The sequence below is a fragment of the Subdoligranulum sp. DSM 23681 genome, from assembly GCF_057005535.1.
In genome coordinates this window covers 1,180,407-1,200,044 of the sequence record NZ_CM168050.1, presented here as the reverse complement: position 1 = coordinate 1,200,044, position 19,638 = coordinate 1,180,407, and the positions used below count along the sequence as shown (strand labels likewise).

The window sequence follows — 19,638 nt, the reverse complement described above, 5'->3', positions numbered from 1 at the left end:
GCTATTGTCAGACTCTCGTCAGGCAAAGGCCATCAGAAGCCGTGGTTCTCGATGAGCTTGCGGCCCATGAGCACGCCCATGACCGAGGCCATCATCAGGCCGCGGGTCCAGCCGGAGGAGTCGCCCAAGCAGTGGAGGTTGGCCACGTTGGTCTCCAGGTCGGTGTCCATCCGGACCTTGTTGGAGTAGAACTTCAGCTCGGGGGAGTAGAGCAGGGTCTCGGGGGCGGCAAAGCCCGGAACCACATGGTCCACCATCTTGATGAACTCGATGATGTTCACCATGGCCCGGTAGGGCATGGCGGCGGTGATGTCACCGGCCACCGCGTCCTTCAGGGTGGGGCGGACGTTGGAGCGGGCCAGCTCCTGGGGCCAGGTGCGCTTGCCGTTGAGGATGTCCCCGTACCGCTGCACCAGAATGTGCCCCGCACCCAGCATGTTGGTCAGCTCGCCCACCTTCTGGGCGTAGGCGATGGGCTGGTTGAAGGGCTCGGTGAAGTTGTGGCTGACCAGGATGGCCAGGTTGGTGTTGGAGCTCTTCAGGTCCTTGAAGCTGTGGCCGTTGACCACCGCCAGGTCGTTGTCGTAGTTTTCCTGGGCCACAAAGCCGCCCGGGTTCTGGCAGAAGGTGCGGACCTTGTTCTTCCAGGGGTTGGGATAGCCGATGAGCTTGCCCTCATACAAAACGTTGTTGATGGTCTCCATGATCTCGTTGCGGCATTCCACCCGCACGCCGATATCCACGGTGCCCGGACGGTGGGCGATGTTGTGCTCGGCGCAGATCTTTTCCAGCCAGTCGGCGCCCCGGCGGCCGGTGGCAATGACCACCTGGCGGCCGGTGACCTGGACCGCCTCGGCGTCCGGCTTGCCGGCCCTGCGGGCCACCACGCCCCGGCAGGTGTCCCCGTCCAGCAGGATGTTGTCGCACTCGGTCTCGAACCACATCTCCACCCCCTGGGCAGCCAGATAGTTCTGGATGTTCAGGTAGAGCTGCTGGGCCTTCTCGGTGCCCAGGTGACGGATGGGGCAGTCCACCAGCTGCAGGCCCGCCTGGATGGTCCGCTTGCGGATCTCCTTGATCTCGGCCCCTTCATACACGCCCTCCACATGGGGATCGGCGCCGAATTCCAGGTAAATCTTGTCGGTGTAGTCAATGAGGTCCTGGGCAAAGTCCTCCCCGATGAGTTCGGGCAGCTCGCCGCCCACCTCCCGGGACAGGGACAGTTTGCCGTCGGAGAAGGCGCCCGCCCCGGAAAAACCGGTGGTGATGGCGCAGTTGGGTTTGCAGTTCACACAGTGGCCGACCTCCGCTTTGGGACAGTGGCGGCGCTCTACCGGTTTGCCCTTCTCGATGAGCAGGATCTTGAGCTCTTTGGAGCGGCTGCTCTTGCGCAGCAGTTCCAGGGCGGTGAAGATACCGGCAGGGCCGGCGCCGACGATGATCAGGTCATACTGAGTTTGCATGGGTCGATGGGTCTCCTTTTGTTGTGTTGTGAAAAATCGGACGGAATCAGCTCTGCGGGTCACTGGGGTCGGGGTCGGCGGGGGCCTCCCCGTCGTCCGTGGGTGCCGGGGCTTCGGCGGCCTTGTCCAGGTCGTGGAGCAGCAGGGCGGTGTACAGGGTGCATCCGGCGTTGAGCACACCCTCGATAATCAGCAGCAGGCCGGACAGCCAGATGGAATCCACCGGCCAGTGGGAGAAGGGCTGCAGGATCAGCAGGATGCCCGCAATGCCGGTGACAAAGCCCAACAGCAACAGCACCCACCAGCGCTGGCCCTTGCGGCGCACCAGCTGCCAGGCGCTCTGTTCCCGGGCGGCGCCGTCCACCAGGAGAAAGACGCCGAACACCACCGGCAGCACCCACTGCACAAAATCGGGGCGCAGCAGGGCAAACAGGCCCAGGGCCAGGGTGACCACACCGCCCGCCAGGGTGAACCAGGCGGCCAGACCCTTCTCCTTGTTGCGGGAATACCGCCACAGGCTGCGGGCGCCGGTCAGGGCGATGAGAAGGCCGAATCCGGCGCACACCCAGGGCAGGCTGGCGGCGGGGGCGGCCAGCAGGGCCAGACCCAGGACAAAATACAGCACACTGAGCACCAGCATGCCGGTACGCAGATGATGAAGCATGACAAAAACCTCCTTGCGGGGCCTCAGGCCGCCGCGGCGGCGGTGCGCATGGGGCGGATGATCTTGTTATAGCAGACCCGCTGGAAAATGATGCACAGCAGGAAAGCCACCACCTCGGCGATGGGGAAGGCCCACCAAACCACATCCATCCGGCCGGCCAGACTGAGCAGCCAGGCGGTGGGCAGCAGCACCACCAGCTGGCGGATGACCGACACCCACAAAGCCAGCACACCGTGCCCCAGGGCCTGGAAGTAGGCGGAGGAGATGACGTTGAAACCGGCCATCAGGAAGGAGATGGAGATGATGCGCAAAGCCACCGTGCCCAGGCTGAGCATGTCCGGGCTGGCGTTGAAGATGCTGAGCATGACCCCCGGCAGGAACTGCCCCGCCAGAAAGCCCAGCACCATGATGCCCACCGCGTAGATGGCGGCCAGCCGCTTGGTGCCCAGGATGCGCTCCGGCTTGCGGGCGCCGTAGTTGTAGCTGACGATGGGCACCATGCCGTTGTTCAGCCCGAACACCGGCATGAACACAAAGCTCTGCAGCTTGAAGTATACCCCGAAAACCGCCACCGCCGTGCTGGAATAGGCAATGAGGATGGCATTCATGCCGAAGGTCATCACGCTGCCGATGGCGTTCATGGCGATGGAGGGGATGCCCACCTGGTAGATGCGCAGGATGGTGCGGGGGGCGGGACGGAAGCCCCGCAGGGAGATGTGCACGTCCTTGTTGTACAGAAAATGCAGGGTCAGGGCGGCGGTGGCGCCCACAAACTGGCCGATGACGGTGGCCACGGCGGCGCCGGCGGCCTCCAGACGGGGCACCCCGAACAGGCCGAAGATGAAGATGGGGTCCAGCACGATGTTGGTCAGCGCACCGATGAGCTGGGTGGTCATGGCAAAGGTGCTGCGGCCGGTGGAGACCAGGATCTTTTCCATCATGCACTGGACGCAGCAGCCCAGGCTGAAGATGGTGCAGATGCTCAGGTATTCCGCTCCGTAGCGGGCAATGAGGGGGTCGGTGGTCTGGGCCCGGATGAAGGCCCCGGCCCCGAACAGCCCGAACAGGAGGAAGGCCACGGCGCTGCACACGGCCAGGAACAGGCCGTTGGCGGCGGCGCGGTCCGCCTCGGCGTGGTTTCCTTCGCCCAGATTCTTGGACAGATAGGCGTTGACGCCCACCGCGGTGCCCACCGCAAAGGCGATCAGCAGGTTCTGGATCGGAAATGCCAGACTGACGGCGGACAACGCCGCCTCGTTGACATAGGATACAAAGATGCTGTCCACCACATTGTACAGGGCCTGCACCAGCATGGAGATCATCATGGGGATGGCCAGGGAAAGCAGCAGCGGGTTCAGCGGTTCGGTGCCCATGCGGGCGGCGGAAAGGGTCTTACTCATTCTCGGACGGAAGCCTCCATTGCCTTGGCGGCCTGAACGATGAGCTGGGCGCAGGCTTCCCGGCCCAGGGCGGCGTTCAGGCACAGGTCGTAGTTTTTGGCCTCGCCCCAACGGTTTTCGGTGTAGTAGTTATAATAGCTGGCGCGGGCGCGGTCATGCTTGGCCAGAGCGGTCTCCCACAGGCGGTCGGGCATGTCCTTGGCGCCGGGGCGGTCCTTCGCGTTGCGGATGCGCAGGTCCACCGGCGCATAGACGAAGGTGCTCAGCACATTGGGACGGTCCCGCAGCACGTAGTCGCCGCAGCGGCCCAGAATGACGCAGGAGCCTTTCTGGGCCAGTTCCTTGATGACGTTGGATTGCAGGATGTACACCTGGTCGGCCAGAGGCATGGTGTTGCCCATCATGTACAGGCTGTAGATCAGGCTGCCGCTGCGCTGATTCTCGCTGGCGGCAATGGCTTCTTCGGTCAGACCGCTTTTCTTGGCAGCCAGGGTGATGAGCTCCTTGTTGTACAGGGGCACACCCAGCAGGTCCGCGACCCGCTGCGCGATCTCGCTGCCGCCGGAGGCATATTCGCGTGCCATTGTGATGACCAGGGGTTCCATAAAATCCACCTCACAATTCAATTTTTCGGGGCGGGAAAGACCCGGAAGGCCGTACCACCCCCACTATACCCATTATAACGGCGGACGGGGCAAAAAACAAGAGGAACTCCTTCCCGTTTGCACCCGGGGCCGGGGTGGAGTATAATGGAAAAAACGTCCCGTGCCGACGGGGGAACATCAAAGAAAAAACAACGAAAGGTGGAAGTTTTCCATGCCGCTGAAACTTGCCGTTCTGTCCACCAGCCGCATTGTGGCGGAGTTTATGGACCATCTGGCCGAAATGCCCGAGATCGAAGTCACCGCCCTGTGCTGCCGCCCCCAGAGCGAGGCCAAGGCAAAGGCCATGGCCCAGGCCCACGGGGTGCCCCGGGTCTTTACCGATGAGGATGCCTGCTACGCCGCCGGCGGATTTGAGGCGGTGTACATCGGCACCGCCAACCACCTGCACTATGCGGCGGCCAAAAAGGCCCTGGAAGCGGGGTATCATGTGATCCTGGAAAAGCCCTTCACCGCCACCGCCGCCGAAGCCCGGGAGCTGTTCGGTCTGGCCGACCGCAAGGGGGTCATCCTCTTTGAGGCCATCACCACCCCCTACCTGCCCGCCTACCGCTTCCTGCAGGAGAACATTGCCGCCATCGGTCCGGTGCGGGGGGCCATGGCCAGCTTCTGCGCCCGCAGCGCCCGGTATGACGACTACCTCAAGGGCATCTGGAACACCACCTTTGACCCGGCCTGCAACGGCGGCGCCCTCAACGACATGAACGTGTACAACCTGCACTATTTCTGGGGGCTGCTGGGCATGCCGGAATCCTGCGAATACCACCCCAGCCGGGGAGCCAACGGCATCGACACGGCGGGTACGGTGGTGCTCCACTACCCGGATTTTTGTGCCGTGGCCCTGGCCGCCAAGGACAGCGAAAGCGAAAAGTTCGCCAGCATCCAGGGCCCCGGCGGCTACCTGGTGCTGCACGGCGGCACCAACAGCCTGGATGAGGTGTACAGCGTGCTGGGCGGGGTGCGCGGCGGCGGAAAACGCACCGACTGTCCCCCGGCTGCCCGCCACCGCATGGCCTACGAGTTTGCGGAATTCGCCCGGATCGTGGCGGAAAAGGACCGGGCCGCCGAGGCCGAAGCCCGCACCCGGACCCTGGCTGTGATGGAGCTGCTGGACCGGCTGCACGCCGCTGACATACAGTAATGCCTCCTGATTTTTAACGGGATTGCACAAGAATTCTGGAAAACTTTCCCTCTGCACCCACAAAAACCCACAAAGATGAACGGAATGTGAACAAAATCCCTTGACCCGCCGCCGCGGCTGTGCTAGCATGGGGACAACAAAGCAAATGGCAAAGGCGCCGGATGGTGAAATACCGTCCGGCGCCTTTTGCTATTTGATTTTGAACATGCAAGAGGGGAGTCATGTATATGTACAATTCCGCAGACGTAACATGGACGCTGGTAGCGGCGTTTATGGTGTTCTTCATGCAGGCGGGCTTTGCTTTGTGCGAAGCGGGCCTGACCCGTGCCAAGAACACGGGCAACATCCTCATGAAGAACATGATGGACTTTTGTATCGGCACACCTTGCTACTGGCTGGTCGGTTTCGGCGTGATGTTCGCCGGTTCCGGCGCACTGATCGGTGGGTTTGACCCGTTCATCCGCGGCAGCTACGATTTCGGTACCCTGCCTGTCTGGGTGTATGTGGTGTTCCAGACCGTCTTCTGCGCCACCGCCGCCACCATCGTTTCCGGCTCCATGGCCGAGCGCACCAAGTTCAGCGCCTACTGCCTGTACTCCGCCGCCATCAGCCTGATCGTCTATCCCATCTCCGGCCACTGGATCTGGGGCGGCGGCTGGCTGGCCCAGCTGGGCTTCCATGATTTCGCCGGTTCCACGGCCGTCCACTTCGTCGGCGGCGTCACCGCCATGCTGGGCGCCTGGATGCTGGGTCCCCGTATCGGCAAGTACGACAAGGACGGCAAGCCCCGCGCCATCCCCGGCCACAACATGACCGCCATGGCTCTCGGCGTCTTTATCCTGTGGTTCTGCTGGTTCGGCTTCAACGGCGGCTCCACCGTCTCCATGACCGGTGACGACACCATGATCTCCGCCGGCCTGATCTGCTTCAACACCAACCTGGCGGCGGCCCTGGCTACCTGCGCCGCCCTGATCACCACCTGGGTGCGCTACGGCAAGCCCGATGTGTCCCTGACCTTCAACGGCGCGCTGGCCGGTCTGGTTGCCATCACCGCCGGCTGCGACGAGGTCGATCCCTACGGCGCTGCCATCATCGGCATCGTTGCCGGTGTGCTGGTCGTCCTCTCTGTTGAATTCTTCGACAAGATCGCCCGCATCGATGACCCCGTGGGTGCTGTCTCGGTGCACTGCGTCAACGGTGCCTGGGGCACCCTGGCCGTGGGCCTCTTCGCCACCGACGGCGGCCTGTTCTACGGCGGCGGTTTCGCCCGTCTGGGCATCCAGGCTCTGGGTGTTGTCAGCGTGGCAGCCTGGGTCCTGGTCAGCATGTTCATCATCTTCAGCCTGATCAAGAAGTTCGTGGGCCTGCGCGTCTCCGAGAAGGAAGAGATCGACGGCCTGGATGTCCATGAACACGGTCTGGCCAGCGCCTACGCCGGCTTCGCCATCGCCGACGCCAGCTACGCCGACCTGTCCGTGAACGAAAACACCGACCTGGGCCAGAGCGACCTGGCCAAGGCCAGCCCCGCCCAGGTGGCCGCTGCGGTCCGCGTCCAGAAGGAAGAACCGCTGCCTCCCGAGTTGGATTCCGGCATGCACAAGGTCTCCATGATCGTCCAGCTGGCCAAGTTTGACGATCTGAAGCGCGCCCTGAACGCCGTGGGCATCACCGGCATGACCGTGACCCAGGTCATGGGCTGCGGCCTGCAGAAGGGCAGCGGCAAGAAGTACCGTGGTGCTGAGATCGACTCCACCCTGATTCCCAAGGTCAAGGTGGAAGTGGTCGTCAGCAAGATCCCCGTCGACAAGATCATCGACGCGGCCACCAAGGCACTGTACACCGGCCATATCGGCGATGGCAAGATCTTTGTCTACAACGTGGCCAAGGTCGTCAAGGTCCGTACCGGCGAGGTGGACTACGACGCCCTGCAGGATGTGGAGTAAGCACACATCCCGGTCGGGTTGCGCCATCCCATAACAGCCATCCCAAAAGCGGGACCCCGTTTGTGCGGCGGGGCCCCGCTTTTTGTCATAACATCCCCCGGTGGCGGAAAAACAAAAGGCCCCCCACCACCAGCACCGCACACACCGCCCCCACCGTGGGATAGCCCCAGGGCACGCTGGGGGCCAGCATGCCGTCAAAGTTCATGCCGTACCAGCCCACGATCAGGCTCAGGGGCAGAAACAGGGTGGTGACCACCGTGAGCATGGTGACCACCTGGTTCTGCTGCAGCTCGATGCGGGACTGGTAGACCTGCCACAGCTGCAGGATGTACTCCCGCAAGGTCTCGGCCTCGTCCCGCAGGCGGGCGGCCCGGGTGGTGGCCCGCTGCCAGGCCGCCCGCTCCGCCCGGTTCAGCAGCCGGGGGGCGTCGGCCTGGAGCTCGTCCCCCAGCAGCACCAGCTGGGCATAGGCCCCGTGCAGGGCGGCCAGGGTCCGGCGCTCCGCCATGACCGTGGACTCGAACCCCCGGATGTGTCCGGCGGCCAGGGCTTCCTCCAGGGAATTGAGCCGCTTTTCCAGCGTCTGCAAAATCAGGGCGTCGGCGCCCATGTGCTGTTCCAGCAAAGCCAGCAGCACCCCGGCGGGGGTGGCGGGGGCCGCCGCCGGCAGGGACGGGGAGAGGGGCGGGGCGCTGTCCGGACCGGGAATGAGGTAGAGGGCGGTGTCGTTCAGGCAGAAGCAGAACCGCAGCGGCGCACCCCCGGTGGGCAGACGGATGGTGCCCTGTACACAGTCCCGGTAGGCGGCGGCCCGACAGTAGCGGATGTTTTCCAGGGCGGCGGCCAGGGTCCGCCGGTGGGAGATGCCGGGGCAGCGGGACAGCTCGGCGGCGCTGAGCACAAACACGCTGCCCCGGTCCCCCGCTGCCGTGTGCAGATGTCCGGCGGGGTCCAGGCGGTAGCGGCGCATGGTGCATCCTCCTTTTTTGGATTTCGGCCAGAGTATGGCCCGCCCTTCCCCGCCTTAATCGCCGGACCCCGCATACCGGCGGCTAAACCGCATATACTGGCAGAGGGTGATGCTGTTATGTGCAAGCAAGGGTGGAAAAATATCGCGTTCTGGATCATCGTGACCGAGGCGGTGGGGGCCTTTTCCGGCTGGCTCAGCCGGGGCGGGGCCCAGCTGTACGCGGAGCAGATCAACAAACCGCCGTTCTCGCCGCCGGGGATCGTCTTTCCCATCGCCTGGGCCATCCTGTATGCCCTGATGGGCTATGGCGCTTCGGTCATCGACCGCAGCCCGGAATCCCAGGCCCGCACCAAGGCCCTGACCATCTACCTGGTGCAGCTGGGGTTCAATTTCTTCTGGAGCCTGATCTTCTTCAACGGACAGTGGTACGGCTTCGCCTTTTTCTGGCTGGCGGCGCTGTGGGTCATGGTCCTGGTGATGATCCGCCGGTTCCGGGAGGTGGATGTGTGGGCCGCACGGCTGCAGTGGCCCTACCTGGCCTGGCTGACCTTTGCAGCCTATCTCAACCTGGGTGTGTGGATTTTGAACTGATGTAAAGAAAAAGCGGCGGCGGACAAAAGTCCGCCGCCGCTTGGTATGTTGTGCGCAGAAAAAGGGAAAAAACGATGCCTTCCAGAAGAGAAATGGTACTGTTTTTTCTTGCGGAACCGGGAAATAAGGAATATACTGTTGTTATGGAAAAGGGCATGTGATTTTGGTTGATCCTTGATGAAACGGGGCCCCGGCATAAAATTGCGGTATGGATAACCGGGTACCCCGGACACAGAAAATCAAACAGGAAAGGAATCGTAAAATGAAAGCAGACAAAAAAGTCATGGGCATAAAATGGATGGCAGGTATCATTTTCGCCGCGGCCTTCATGATCATCGCAGGGCCGATTGTTATCAACGAATTGTATGAACATGAAGGATATCGTACCATGTGGAGCTGTGCCGACATGCTTTCCTATTATGGGGGCATTCTCGGAGCGGGCGTTGCGGTCGCAACCCTCGCCGTGACCATTCGGTTTACCAAAAAGCAGGTCCAACGGGAGGCATATTTGCAAAGCGAAAAGGAAAAGTGGTCCAAAATCGAAGAGGTCCTGATCAATGTGCTCCGGTCGCTCAATCCCTACGGTGTCATGCGGGAACTCATCAAAGAAGGACAGCAAAATCCGGTAAAGGCGATAGCACTGTTTCAGGAATATCAGTTATCCTGCCTGACAGTCAAGGATGAGGTCAGCTTGTACATGGGCAAGGAAGAAAATGCCAGATTGCAAGAGCTGCTCTGCGACATCGAGGAGAAGGCGGGAAAATTGGCGGAGACTGCCGACAAGGGAATTCAGGCGTACAGCAAATTGCGCGACGCCAAAGGCCGGAAGGCCGCGTTGGAAAAACTGGAAGCGGAGAAGGCAACGCCGGGAGCCTTCTCGGAGGAGGAACTCTCCGCCTGCAGAATTTTTCTGGACAATACAAACGAGGTGGAGATAGCGTCCGTTTTTGTGGAAGTGGAAAAAATCGCTGAAGAGTTGGATAAACTCCACGACGGCGTGTATGCTTCTTTGCTGGAAACAAGGAAAGATGTCTTTAATCAAATATATGCGGACATCCAAAAGCAGGCAGACAATATGCTGCGCCTGTGATGAAAAAAACGGATTTTTTCCGTAGTATAATCCAAAACAGGACATGGGCTGTGGGCAAAAAGCTGCTCATGTCCTGTTTTGACAGGTGACGATTGTTGCTATGATCCGTTGGCTGGGGGTACAGAGGCTGTGGCGGAGAGGGAAAGAAGCATCTGCCGCTCCCGCAGGGGGCCTTCCCCCTGGGTGAGGCCGGTGTCCCGGAAGCCCCGGGTCCGGTAATAGCCGATGGCGCGGGTGTTGGTGTCCAGCACCCACAGCGCGGCCCGGGCACAGCCGCCGGTTTGCAGGGCGTCCAGCCCCGCCTGCAGCAGCCGGGTGCCGATGCCCCTGCGCTGGGCTTTTTGCAGCACATACAGCCCCACGATCTCCCCCAAAGCGGGGGCTGGATCCGCGCCCCGCCAGGGACCGTAGCCGCAGAAGCCCACGGCCTCCCCGTCCAGTTCCGCCACCAGGAGGTTGCGGCAGCCTTCCCGGCGGAAATTCTCGGCGCTGCGCGTCTCCGAAAGGCGGGCCATCATGGCATCGGGCAGCAGGCCGGTGTAGGTCTCCCGCCAGGCCAGACAGTGCACCCGGCCAATGGCAGGCGCGTCGGCAAGAAGAGCGGGACGGATGACAAGGTCGGACATGGCGGGGCTCCTTTCTGCAAAAATCACGGTTTGGGCACCAGAGCGCAGACGGTCTCCAGATGTTCGGTGTGGGGGAAGAGGTCCACAGGCTGGAAGCCCGTGGCCTGCCAGCCCCGGCGGGCAAACAGACCCACGTCCCGGGCCAGGGTTTCGGGGTCACAGCTCACATAGACGATGCGTTTGGGGGCCATGGCGGTGACGGCGGCGATGAATTCCGGGGTGGTGCCTGCCCGGGGCGGGTCCAGAAAGACCACGTCGGGGCGCAGGCCTTCCCGGGCGGCCTGCTGGATCCAGGCGGTGGCGTCGGCGCAGAAAAAGCGGGCATTTTTCTGTCCGTTGCGGGCGGCGTTGGCCACGGCGTCCTTCACGGCGGCGGGGGTCTGCTCCACCCCCATGAGCCGGCCTGCCCCGGCAGCCAGCGCACACAGCCCGATGGTACCGGTGCCGCAGTAGGCGTCTAGCACCGTTTCCCGGCCGGTGAGGGCGGCGGCTTCCATGGCCTTGCGGTAGAGCACCTCGGTCTGGGCGGGGTTCACCTGGTAAAAGCTGGAGGCGGAGATGGAAAACCGCAGCCCGCACAGGGTGTCCAGGATATGCCCCGGCCCGTACAGCACCCGCACGTCCCGGCCCAGCACCGCGCTGGTGCGGCGGGGATTGCAGTTGTGCACCACCGTGGTCACCCAGGGGGCGGCCTTGCGCAGGGCCGCCACAAAATTGCGGCTCCCGGGCAGGCGGGGGGCGGCGGTGATGAGCACCACCATCACCTGGCCGGTGTGCACGCCCCGGCGGACCAGGACATGGCGCAAAAGACCTGTGCCCCGGTCCTCGTCAAAGGCGGGCCAGCGGCAGGTGCGGGCGGCATCCACCGCGGCTTTCAGGGTCTGGTTGAGGACCTTGTCCTGCAGAAGGCAGCCCGCTTCCGGCATGGGCAGGACATGGTGGGTGCCCGCGGCGTAGATGCCTGCCTGCAGCCCGCCCCGCCCCTGGGTGAAGGTGGCAATGGCCTTGTTGCGGTAATGCCAGGGGTCCGGCTGGCCCAGGATGGGCGCCACGGGGGCGTAGCGTTCCAGCAGGGAACGGGCTTTCTGCTGCTTTTGGGCCAGCTGCCGCTCATAGGGCAGAGACAGTAGCGGACAGCCCCCGCATTGGCGGGACTGCAAAGGACAGGTCTTTGTGGACATAGGGCAACTTCCTTTATATATAAGGTAAAAGAAAAGGCGGCTGCACGGGGGCTTGCCGCATATGATATACTGGATATGGAAACATTTTCAGTCCGGTCACAAGACCGGCGCCATATACGGAGGGATTTTACAATGAATGTTCTGCTCATCAACGGCAGTCCCCATGCCCACGGCTGCACCGACGCGGCCCTGCAGGAAGTGGCCAAGGCGCTGAACGCCGACGGCATCGAGACCACCATCTTCCACATCGGAGCGGCTCCGGTGGGCGGCTGCGTGGGCTGCGGCGGCTGCGCCAAAGCCGGCCAGTGCGTTTTCGGCGGTCCGGTGGCCGATGTGGTGCCCCTGGCTGAGAAGGCCGACGCCTTTGTTTTCGGCGCGCCGGTGCACTATGCCACCGCCGCCGCGGGGATGCTGGGCTTTATGCACCGTCTGGCCTACAGCGCCGGACGCACCCTGCGCCACAAGCCGGCGGCCATCGTGACCAGCGCCCGCCGCGCCGGGACCACCAGCGCCCTGGAAGCCCTGGAAAAGGTGCCCCAGTTCTGCCAGATGCCGCTGATCAGCTCCACCTACTGGCCCATGGTCCACGGCAGCAACGCCGAACAGGCTGCCCAGGACGAAGAGGGCATGCAGATCATGCGCAACCTGGGCCACAACATGGCCTGGATTCTCAAGTGCATCCAGGCGGGCCGCGCCGCGGGCATCGAACCCCCGACGGCGGAAAACGCCCTGCGCACCAACTTCATCCGCTGAGACCGAACAAAGGCCGGGGCCTGTGCCCCGGCCTTTTGCGTTGCCTGTCAGGCCGCGGGCTCCAGCAGCGCGGCGGCGCTTTCCGGCGTCTGCGCGGTGGGGAACACCCCCTGCAGCAGGGCCACGATGTGGTCGGTCCCGGCGGAGTGGGTCATGGCGGAAACATACACCGTCAGCCCGCTGTCATAGGTGATCTGGGCGAACACCGCCTGGTAGCTGCCGCAGTCGTACCCCACGGCCTGGGTGACGGCATCGGGCACGGTGAAGGAGACATCCTGCTCAATGGCGGTGGTCTCGGCGGCCAGCTCCTCCCCGGACTGGGCCAGGAAATCGGTGTAGGTGTCGGTGACCTGCAGCAGCACCGCCGTATAGTTGAAGCTGGTGCCGCACATCAGGCTCACCGTGTCCGGCTGGGGTTCGGTGGGAGCTTCCCACACGCTGGTATCGTAGATCACCGAGACACCGTTGGAGCCGTCGTACTGGACGTAGGCCGGCTCCTCCTTGACCGCATCCTCACTGCCATAGAGGTAGGCCATGAAATCGGCGGGGGAGCAGGCACACAGAGACAGGGCCAGCCCCGCAGCCAGCAGCGGCAGAAAAATCTTGCGTTTCATGAAAATCCTTTCCTTATCCCACAAAATGGAACCAGAGGGCGTATCCCGCCCCGGCCGCGGCGGCGCCGAAGACCAGACCGGCCAGCACATCGGAGATGTAATGCACCCCGCTCAGCACCCGGGTCAGGGCAATGAGCAGCGCCAGCACCCCCAGGATCAGGGTGCAGACGGGGGAGACCCGGACGGCCGCCACCGCGATGCAGGCCGCCGAAAAGCAGTGACGGCTGGGAAAGCTCTGCCCCCGGGTGTCCTTGGGGAACAGGGGGGTGAAGGCCAGCGTCTCATAGGGGCGGGGGCGGTCGATGGCCCGACGCAGGAGGGTGCCCAGCACAAACACCCCGGCGGGCACCGCCAGAAAGGGCCACAGCAGCGGGTCTCTCTGCAGCGCCAGCCAGAAGGCCAGTCCGGCGTACAGCAGGTAGACGGCGGTCACCGCCCCCAGGGACGCGGCCCGCAGCAGGCGTTTGGCGGCGGGGCGGGCGCGGAACCAGCCGATCACCGCCCGGTAACGGTCTGCGGTCATGGGGAAGCCTCCTTTCCGGAATTTGGCAGGGCACACAGCCTCTTTATAATAGGTACAGGTCAAGGATACCATCCCCCGGGCGGCTTGTCAAACCGGGGGGCGGCGGGTATAATAGGCCCAGAATGTTTTTGAAAAGGGGGCCGGACCGGGTGTTCGGATTTGCAAACGGACTGCTGCTGGCGTTGTTCGCGGCGGCGGTGTGGGACCTGGGGCAGGCATGGCTTGCCCAGGGGCCGGGGCCCGGCCGGATCCGCCGGACCCTGGGCGTATTGTGGCGGCAGGACCATTACCTGTTCGGCGGCTGGGGGGCATCCTGGCGGCCCAAGGCCGGCGCGGTCTGCTTTGCTGTGGGCATGGCGTCCTATGAGGTCAGCGTGGCCTTCTGCAACAGCATGGCCCGGGACGCATGGCCCTGGGTGCAGGGGGTGCTGTCCCCGGTGCTGGACTGGGTGACCTTCCTCTGTTTCGGGGCCAAGATCCTCTTGGGCACCCGGTATACCTGGCGCAGCCTGGGGGTGGCCGGAGCGCTGTACTTCATTGCCCGGTGGGTCTATTTCAACTGCCACAACATCTGGTGGATCGGCATTGCGGTGGCCGTGCTGGCCGCCAAGGACCTACCCCTGGACAAGGCGCTCAGGACCTTCCTGATGGCCGGGACGGCGGCCATCCTACTGGTGGTGGGACTCAACTATGCGGGCATGCTGCCGCCTGCCCCCGGTCTGGCGGCGGAACGCAATCTGTATGAGATCCGCGGCACCTACGGCTACGGCCATCCCAACACCTTCGGCGGGCTGGTCTTTGGGCTGGGAATGGCCTTTGCCATGCTGCGGGCCCGCCGGCCCCGCTGGGCGGACCCGGTGATCGTCGCGGCGGTGGGGGTGTTCCTGTACAAGGGGCCGGCCTGCCGCACGGCGGCTTTGTGCTGCTTCGCCCTGGCGGTGCTGCTGGTCTGGTGCCGTCTGCGCCGGGACAAAGCCATGCCCGGGCTGGCGGCGCCCCTGTGCGCGGCGGTGGTCCCCGCCCTGGCGGCGGTGAGCTTTCTGCTGCCCCTGCCCATGGTGAAAAACGGTCCCTGGTGGTCGGATTTCGGCCCCGCCTGGATCGCCCGCCTGGATGACCTGCTCACCGGGCGGCTGGCGCTGGTGTGGATCGCCTACCGGCTGCTGGACGTGAAGATCGCCGGACAGGTGCTGCCCGAGTGGCCGGCCCTGGACAACAGCTTTGTGTTTTCCCTCTACCAGTTCGGCCCGGTGATGGCCCTGCTGCTGGCGGCGGTCATCGCCGCGGCCCTGTGGGGCTTTGCCCGCCGGAGCGGCCGGGTGGAGGTGTGCTGTCTGCTGGTCATGCTGCTGTACGCCTATATGGAATGCCAGAGCTTCCACCTGACCACCAACCCGGCGGCCCTGCTGCTGGCGGGGGCGGTGTTCGCCCAGGCGCCCCGGCAGTGGGCGGGGGTGTACGGACCCTCCGAGACCTGATCCTGAAAGAAAAGCGGCACCCGCCGGAGCGGATGCCGCTTTTTGTGTATGGAGAGTAAAAAGGGAAAGTTGGCGATGAAACCAGGAGCCGCCGATTACAGGTCGGCCTTCCACAGACCGTGGAGGTTGCAGTAGGCGTAGACGGTCTTGGCGGTCTCGCCTTCCGCCAGGGCGAAGGTGGCGGCGGGCTGGGCGTCGGGGGTCAGGTGCTGGACGGCAAAGCCCTTGTCGGTCTCCAGCAGGATCCACTCGATCCAGTGCTCGGCGGTCATGGGATGGGTCACGGAACCCACCTTCACTTCCACGGTGCTGCCGTTGACGGTGGCCACGGGAACATGCTTCTCCTGGGCGGCGTCCACGCTGCCGGGAACCAGCAGGTCCATCTTCTGGCCGCAGCAGAACACGGGAACGTTGGAATCGTGGAGCATGGTGATGATGTTGCCGCAGTGGGCACAGCGATAGATCTTGATCATGGTAAAAACCTCCGTTTGTATATTTGTGGGGGTGAAAGCGCGGCACAGCCCGCCGCGTCTTGGTTCTGAATCAGTTCAGGTCCGGGCGTCGCTGCCCTTCCCGTGTTTATAGTATACACGACAGGGGCACAAATGGTTTGTTGCCACGGCAATATTTTTCAAAAGTTTTTCCGCAGCGGCGAACAAAACGCCAAAAAGCGCAAAAGTTCGGGCAAGACACCTTGAAAATTGCACGGCAGGAACGTATAATAGAATTGGCTGTGAATGAATTCACAAGGCGTGCGCCGGCTCTCGGCATGCGCACAATACAGGCAAAGGAGAGAAAATTATGACCTACTCTGCACAAGTCGAACACATGTGCCCCATCGCCAAAGGCCCGAAGCACGGCCCCGCGCCCATTCCGGAAGAGGGCGAGTGGGTAAAGGCCTATAAGATCGAGGACATCAGCGGTTACACCCACGGCGTGGGCTGGTGCGCTCCCCAGCAGGGCACCTGCAAGCTGAGCCTGAACATCAAGAACGGCATCATCGAGGAAGCCCTGGTCGAGACCATCGGCTGCTCCGGCATGACCCATTCCGCCGCTATGGCCGGCGAGATCCTGCCCGGCAAGACCATTCTGGAAGCTCTGAACACCGACCTGGTGTGCGACGCCATCAACGTGGCTATGCGCGAGCTGTTCCTGCAGATCGTCTACGGCCGCAGCCAGACCGCTTTCTCTGAGGACGGCCTGCCCATCGGCGCCGGCCTGGATGACCTGGGCAAGGGTCTGCGCAGCATGACCGGCACCATCTTCTCCACCAAGGCCAAGGGCGTCCGTTACCTGGAACTGACCGAAGGCTACATCCTGAAGACCGCTCTGGACAAGGACAACCAGGTCATCGGCTATCAGTTTGTCCGCCTGGGCAAGATGATGGAAGACATCCGTCACGGCGTTGATCCCAAGACCGCCTACGAGAAGAACATCGGCACCTATGGCCGCTTCTCCGCTGAGCAGGGCGCTGTGAAGTACATCGACCCGCGCGAAGAATAAGACAGGGAGGTATCATCTATATGGCTACTTTTGAATCTCAGGAGCGCCGCATGCCCAAAATCAACGAGTGCCTGAAAGCCAACGGCCTCGAATCCCTGGACGCCTGCAACGAACTGCTCCTTTCCAAAGGCATCGACTGCGACAAGATCATCCGCGGCGTGCAGCCCATCTGCTTCGATAACGCTGTCTGGGCCTACACCCTGGGCACCGCCATCGCTGTCAAGCGCGGCCTGAAGAACGCTGCCGACTGCGCCGCCGCCATCGGCGAAGGCCTGGAAGCCTTCACCATCCCCGGCTCCGTTGCCGAACAGCGCCATGTTGGCCTGGGCCACGGCAACCTGGGCGCCATGCTGCTGCATGAGGACACCCATTGCTTCGCCTTCCTGGCCGGCCACGAATCCTTCGCCGCCGCCGAAGGCGCCATCGGCATTGCCCGCACCGCCAACAAGGTCCGCAAGACCCCGCTGCGCGTCATCCTGAACGGCCTGGGCAAGGACGCTGCCATGATCATCAGCCGCATCAACGGCTTCACCTATGTGCAGACCGATTTCGACTTCAAGACCGGTGAGGTCAAGGTCGTCAACACCACCGCTTACTCCGACGGCGAGCGCGCTGCTGTCAAGTGCTACGGCGCCAACGACGTTCTGGAAGGCGTGGCCATCATGAAGATGGAAGGCGTGGAAGTTTCCATCACCGGCAACTCCACCAACCCCACCCGCTTCCAGCACCTGGTGGCCGGCACCTACAAGAAGTGGGCCATCGAGAACGGCAAGAAGTACTTCTCCGTCGCTTCCGGCGGCGGCACGGGCCGTACCCTGCATCCCGACAACGTGGCTGCCGGCCCTGCTTCCTACGGCCTGACCGACTCCATGGGCCGTATGCACGGTGACGCTCAGTTCGCCGGCTCCTCCAGCGTGCCCGCTCACGTGGAGATGATGGGCCTGATCGGCGCCGGCAACAACCCGATGGTCGGCATGACCGTCGCCTGCGCTGTTGCGGCTTCTCAGGTCGCGGAATAATCCTTCCGACGCTCTGACATAAAACTTGCAAAGCCCCGTCTGCTTTTCAAAGGCAGGCGGGGCTTTTTGCGTGCCGACGCGGGCGGGACGATGCGGAAAATCCCCGGCCTTGGCGCAGACCTTTCCCTCTGGTCAAAAAGCCGGAAAACCACCCGGATTTTTGGCGCATTTGCGCGTTGATTCCCGCCGGGAGGGGGAGTATACTTGTATCAAAGATTGATAAAAGTTTATCAATTGTGAAAAATTGTGACCAGCTTTTATCAGCCTTGTGCCGGACCCCCCGGCAAGCACGGTCCGGCACCCCGATGGGGCCCGCCCCCGCCAATCCGTATGTACACGGGCAAACAGACCCGATTAAAGGAGGTAATTCCCATGGCAAGATTTACCCTGCCGCGCGATCTGTATCACGGCAAAGGCGCAATGGAAGCGCTCAAGACCTTTGAAGGCAAGAAGGCCATCGTCTGTGTGGGCGGCGGCTCCATGAAGCGGTTCGGCTTCCTGGACAAGGCGGTCGGCTACCTGCACGAGGCCGGCATGGAAGTGAAGATCTTCGACGGCATCGAGCCCGATCCCTCGGTGGAAACGGTCATGCGCGGCGCGGCTGCCATGGTGGAATTTGAACCCGACTGGATCATCGCCATCGGCGGCGGCTCGCCCATCGACGCGGCCAAGGCCATGTGGATCAAGTACGAATACCCCGACATCACCTTTGAGGAGATGTGCAAGGTCTTCGGTATCCCCAAACTGCGCCAGAAAGCCCATTTCTGCGCCATTTCCTCCACCTCCGGCACCGCCACCGAGGTGACGGCCTTCTCCATCATCACCGACTACGCCAAGGGCATCAAGTATCCCATCGCGGACTTTGAGATCACCCCCGACGTGGCCATCGTGGACCCGGAACTGGCCGAGACCATGCCCAAGAAGCTGGTGGCCCACACCGGCATGGACGCCATGACCCACGCCATCGAAGCCTATGTCTCCACCGCCAACTGCGCCTACACCGATCCTCTGGCCATCTTTGCCATCCGCATGATCCAGGCCGATCTGGTGGGCAGCTACAACGGCGATATGGCCAAGCGGGACGCCATGCATGACGCCCAGTGTCTGGCCGGCATGGCCTTCTCCAACGCGCTGCTGGGCATCGTCCACTCCATGGCCCACAAGACCGGCGCGGCCTTTGCGGACTACGGCGCCCACATCATCCACGGTGCGGCCAACGCCATGTATCTGCCCAAGGTCATCGCCTTCAACGCCAAGGACCCCACCGCCAAGGCACGGTACGGCGTCATTGCCGACGAGATGAAGCTGGGCGGGGCCAACGACGACGAAAAGGTCAAGCTGCTGATCGAGTATCTGCGCGGCATGAACGACGATCTGAACATCCCCCACGGCATCAAGTTCTATGGCGCCGACAGCTATCCCTGTGAGCAGGGCTTCGTACCGGAAGAGGTCTTCCTGGAGCGCCTGCCTGAAATCGCCAAGAACGCCATCGGCGACGCCTGCACCGGGTCCAACCCGCGGCAGCCCAGCCAGGAGGAGATGGAAAAGCTGCTGAAGTGCTGCTACTACGACACGGAAGTGGACTTCTGATCCCTGTACTTACCGACCAAACCCAACCCGGGTGCTCCGCTGCAATGGCGGGGTGCCCGGGTTTTTGTGTGTTGCGTGGAAGGCGACACCAGATTTTTGGCGGACGGGAGTCTGCCGGGGAGTTGTTCCTTTTTGGCGTCAAAAAGGAACCGAAAAACCGCCACCGTTTCGAGGCGGTGGACGCCGACCAGGGCTGCGGCCCTGGACCCGGGGAGTGCGGCCACCTGACGACGGCCTACTCAGGCCCTGGGGGGGCCTGAGCAAGGAAAATTTTTTAAATCCGTACGGGAAAGCCGCGGCCAACCCATAGCCTGCCAATAGCAGCAGCTTGCGGGAAATGGCTTTAAATCCCTTCCTTGTTCACCGGCCCCCAGGCCGGTGAATAGGCCGTCGTCAGGTGGCCGCATCTCAATGGAGCAAGGTTTCT

Annotated in this window: 19 protein-coding genes; 9 read left to right on the top strand and 10 right to left on the bottom strand. The window is 63.0% G+C overall.

Annotation, left to right across the window (positions count from 1 at the left end; all coding sequences use genetic code 11):
• Positions 1-32 precede the first annotated feature (32 nt).
• Genes AC127K_RS05735 through AC127K_RS05720 form a run of 4 tightly spaced genes read right to left on the bottom strand, consistent with a single transcriptional unit; the run spans position 33 to position 4,132 of the window.
• A complete protein-coding gene (locus AC127K_RS05735) occupies positions 33-1,463 on the bottom strand; it encodes an NAD(P)/FAD-dependent oxidoreductase (RefSeq protein WP_483721898.1) in 1,431 nt (476 codons plus the stop codon).
• Positions 1,464-1,509: 46 nt separating this feature from the next.
• Entirely contained in the window at positions 1,510-2,127 is a 618-nt protein-coding gene (locus AC127K_RS05730; RefSeq protein WP_483721897.1) for an HdeD family acid-resistance protein, read from the bottom strand.
• A 23-nt stretch (positions 2,128-2,150) separates the two neighbouring features.
• Positions 2,151-3,527 (bottom strand): MATE family efflux transporter, encoded by a 1,377-nt coding sequence (locus AC127K_RS05725; protein ID WP_483721896.1) that lies wholly within the window; start codon positions 3,525-3,527, stop codon positions 2,151-2,153.
• Entirely contained in the window at positions 3,524-4,132 is a 609-nt protein-coding gene (locus AC127K_RS05720) for a cytidylate kinase-like family protein (protein WP_294539584.1), read from the bottom strand. Before AC127K_RS05720 ends, AC127K_RS05725 begins: the two co-directional genes overlap by 4 nt.
• Before the next feature lie 211 nt (positions 4,133-4,343).
• Between AC127K_RS05720 and AC127K_RS05715 the strand changes: the two genes are divergently transcribed.
• A complete protein-coding gene (locus tag AC127K_RS05715) occupies positions 4,344-5,330 on the top strand; it encodes a Gfo/Idh/MocA family protein (protein ID WP_483721895.1) in 987 nt (328 codons plus the stop codon).
• A gap of 227 nt (positions 5,331-5,557) precedes the next feature.
• The gene (locus AC127K_RS05710) at positions 5,558-7,273 is read left to right on the top strand and encodes an ammonium transporter (protein ID WP_483721894.1); all 1,716 of its coding nucleotides are present in this window, start codon (positions 5,558-5,560) and stop codon (positions 7,271-7,273) included.
• Positions 7,274-7,358: 85 nt separating this feature from the next.
• Here AC127K_RS05710 and AC127K_RS05705 read toward each other — a convergent pair whose 3' ends face one another.
• Positions 7,359-8,243, bottom strand: coding sequence for a CorA family divalent cation transporter (locus AC127K_RS05705; RefSeq protein WP_483721893.1), 885 nt, complete (start codon positions 8,241-8,243; stop codon positions 7,359-7,361).
• A gap of 117 nt (positions 8,244-8,360) precedes the next feature.
• Between AC127K_RS05705 and AC127K_RS05700 the strand changes: the two genes are divergently transcribed.
• Both AC127K_RS05700 and AC127K_RS05695 read left to right on the top strand, forming a co-directional pair.
• Entirely contained in the window at positions 8,361-8,834 is a 474-nt protein-coding gene (locus tag AC127K_RS05700) for a TspO/MBR family protein (protein ID WP_483721892.1), read from the top strand.
• Positions 8,835-9,096: 262 nt separating this feature from the next.
• Positions 9,097-9,924, top strand: coding sequence for a hypothetical protein (locus tag AC127K_RS05695; RefSeq protein ID WP_483721891.1), 828 nt, complete (start codon positions 9,097-9,099; stop codon positions 9,922-9,924).
• 98 nt (positions 9,925-10,022) lie between these two features.
• Here AC127K_RS05695 and AC127K_RS05690 read toward each other — a convergent pair whose 3' ends face one another.
• Complete coding sequence (locus tag AC127K_RS05690; RefSeq protein WP_483721890.1) at positions 10,023-10,550, bottom strand: N-acetyltransferase family protein; 528 nt, start codon at positions 10,548-10,550, stop codon at positions 10,023-10,025.
• Positions 10,551-10,573: 23 nt separating this feature from the next.
• Positions 10,574-11,731: a 23S rRNA (uracil(1939)-C(5))-methyltransferase RlmD gene (gene rlmD, locus AC127K_RS05685; protein ID WP_483721889.1), complete on the bottom strand. Its 1,158-nt coding sequence runs from the start codon at positions 11,729-11,731 to the stop codon at positions 10,574-10,576.
• 132 nt (positions 11,732-11,863) lie between these two features.
• Here rlmD and AC127K_RS05680 point away from each other — a divergent pair, with 132 nt between their 5' ends.
• Positions 11,864-12,484 (top strand): flavodoxin family protein, encoded by a 621-nt coding sequence (locus AC127K_RS05680; RefSeq protein ID WP_483721888.1) that lies wholly within the window; start codon positions 11,864-11,866, stop codon positions 12,482-12,484.
• A gap of 47 nt (positions 12,485-12,531) precedes the next feature.
• Here AC127K_RS05680 and AC127K_RS05675 read toward each other — a convergent pair whose 3' ends face one another.
• Both AC127K_RS05675 and AC127K_RS05670 read right to left on the bottom strand, forming a co-directional pair.
• Complete coding sequence (locus tag AC127K_RS05675; RefSeq protein WP_294542697.1) at positions 12,532-13,098, bottom strand: hypothetical protein; 567 nt, start codon at positions 13,096-13,098, stop codon at positions 12,532-12,534.
• Positions 13,099-13,111: 13 nt separating this feature from the next.
• Positions 13,112-13,621, bottom strand: a complete 510-nt coding sequence (locus AC127K_RS05670) for a phosphatase PAP2 family protein (RefSeq protein ID WP_483721887.1) — start codon at positions 13,619-13,621, stop codon at positions 13,112-13,114.
• 149 nt (positions 13,622-13,770) lie between these two features.
• Here AC127K_RS05670 and AC127K_RS05665 point away from each other — a divergent pair, with 149 nt between their 5' ends.
• Positions 13,771-15,099: a hypothetical protein gene (locus AC127K_RS05665; RefSeq protein ID WP_483721886.1), complete on the top strand. Its 1,329-nt coding sequence runs from the start codon at positions 13,771-13,773 to the stop codon at positions 15,097-15,099.
• Positions 15,100-15,194: 95 nt separating this feature from the next.
• Here the strand turns inward: AC127K_RS05665 and AC127K_RS05660 are convergent, their stop codons facing one another.
• Positions 15,195-15,572, bottom strand: a complete 378-nt coding sequence (locus AC127K_RS05660; RefSeq protein ID WP_294542700.1) for a desulfoferrodoxin family protein — start codon at positions 15,570-15,572, stop codon at positions 15,195-15,197.
• Positions 15,573-15,900: 328 nt separating this feature from the next.
• Between AC127K_RS05660 and AC127K_RS05655 the strand changes: the two genes are divergently transcribed.
• The 3 genes from AC127K_RS05655 (at position 15,901) to AC127K_RS05645 (ending at position 19,211) form a co-directional block, all read left to right on the top strand.
• Positions 15,901-16,602 (top strand): iron-sulfur cluster assembly scaffold protein, encoded by a 702-nt coding sequence (locus tag AC127K_RS05655; protein WP_294542702.1) that lies wholly within the window; start codon positions 15,901-15,903, stop codon positions 16,600-16,602.
• A gap of 20 nt (positions 16,603-16,622) precedes the next feature.
• On the top strand, positions 16,623-17,621 hold the full coding sequence (locus tag AC127K_RS05650; RefSeq protein ID WP_483721885.1) for a GGGtGRT protein: 999 nt from the start codon (positions 16,623-16,625) through the stop codon (positions 17,619-17,621).
• Positions 17,622-17,993: 372 nt separating this feature from the next.
• Positions 17,994-19,211, top strand: a complete 1,218-nt coding sequence (locus AC127K_RS05645) for an iron-containing alcohol dehydrogenase (RefSeq protein WP_483721884.1) — start codon at positions 17,994-17,996, stop codon at positions 19,209-19,211.
• The last annotated feature ends 427 nt before the right edge of the window (positions 19,212-19,638 follow it).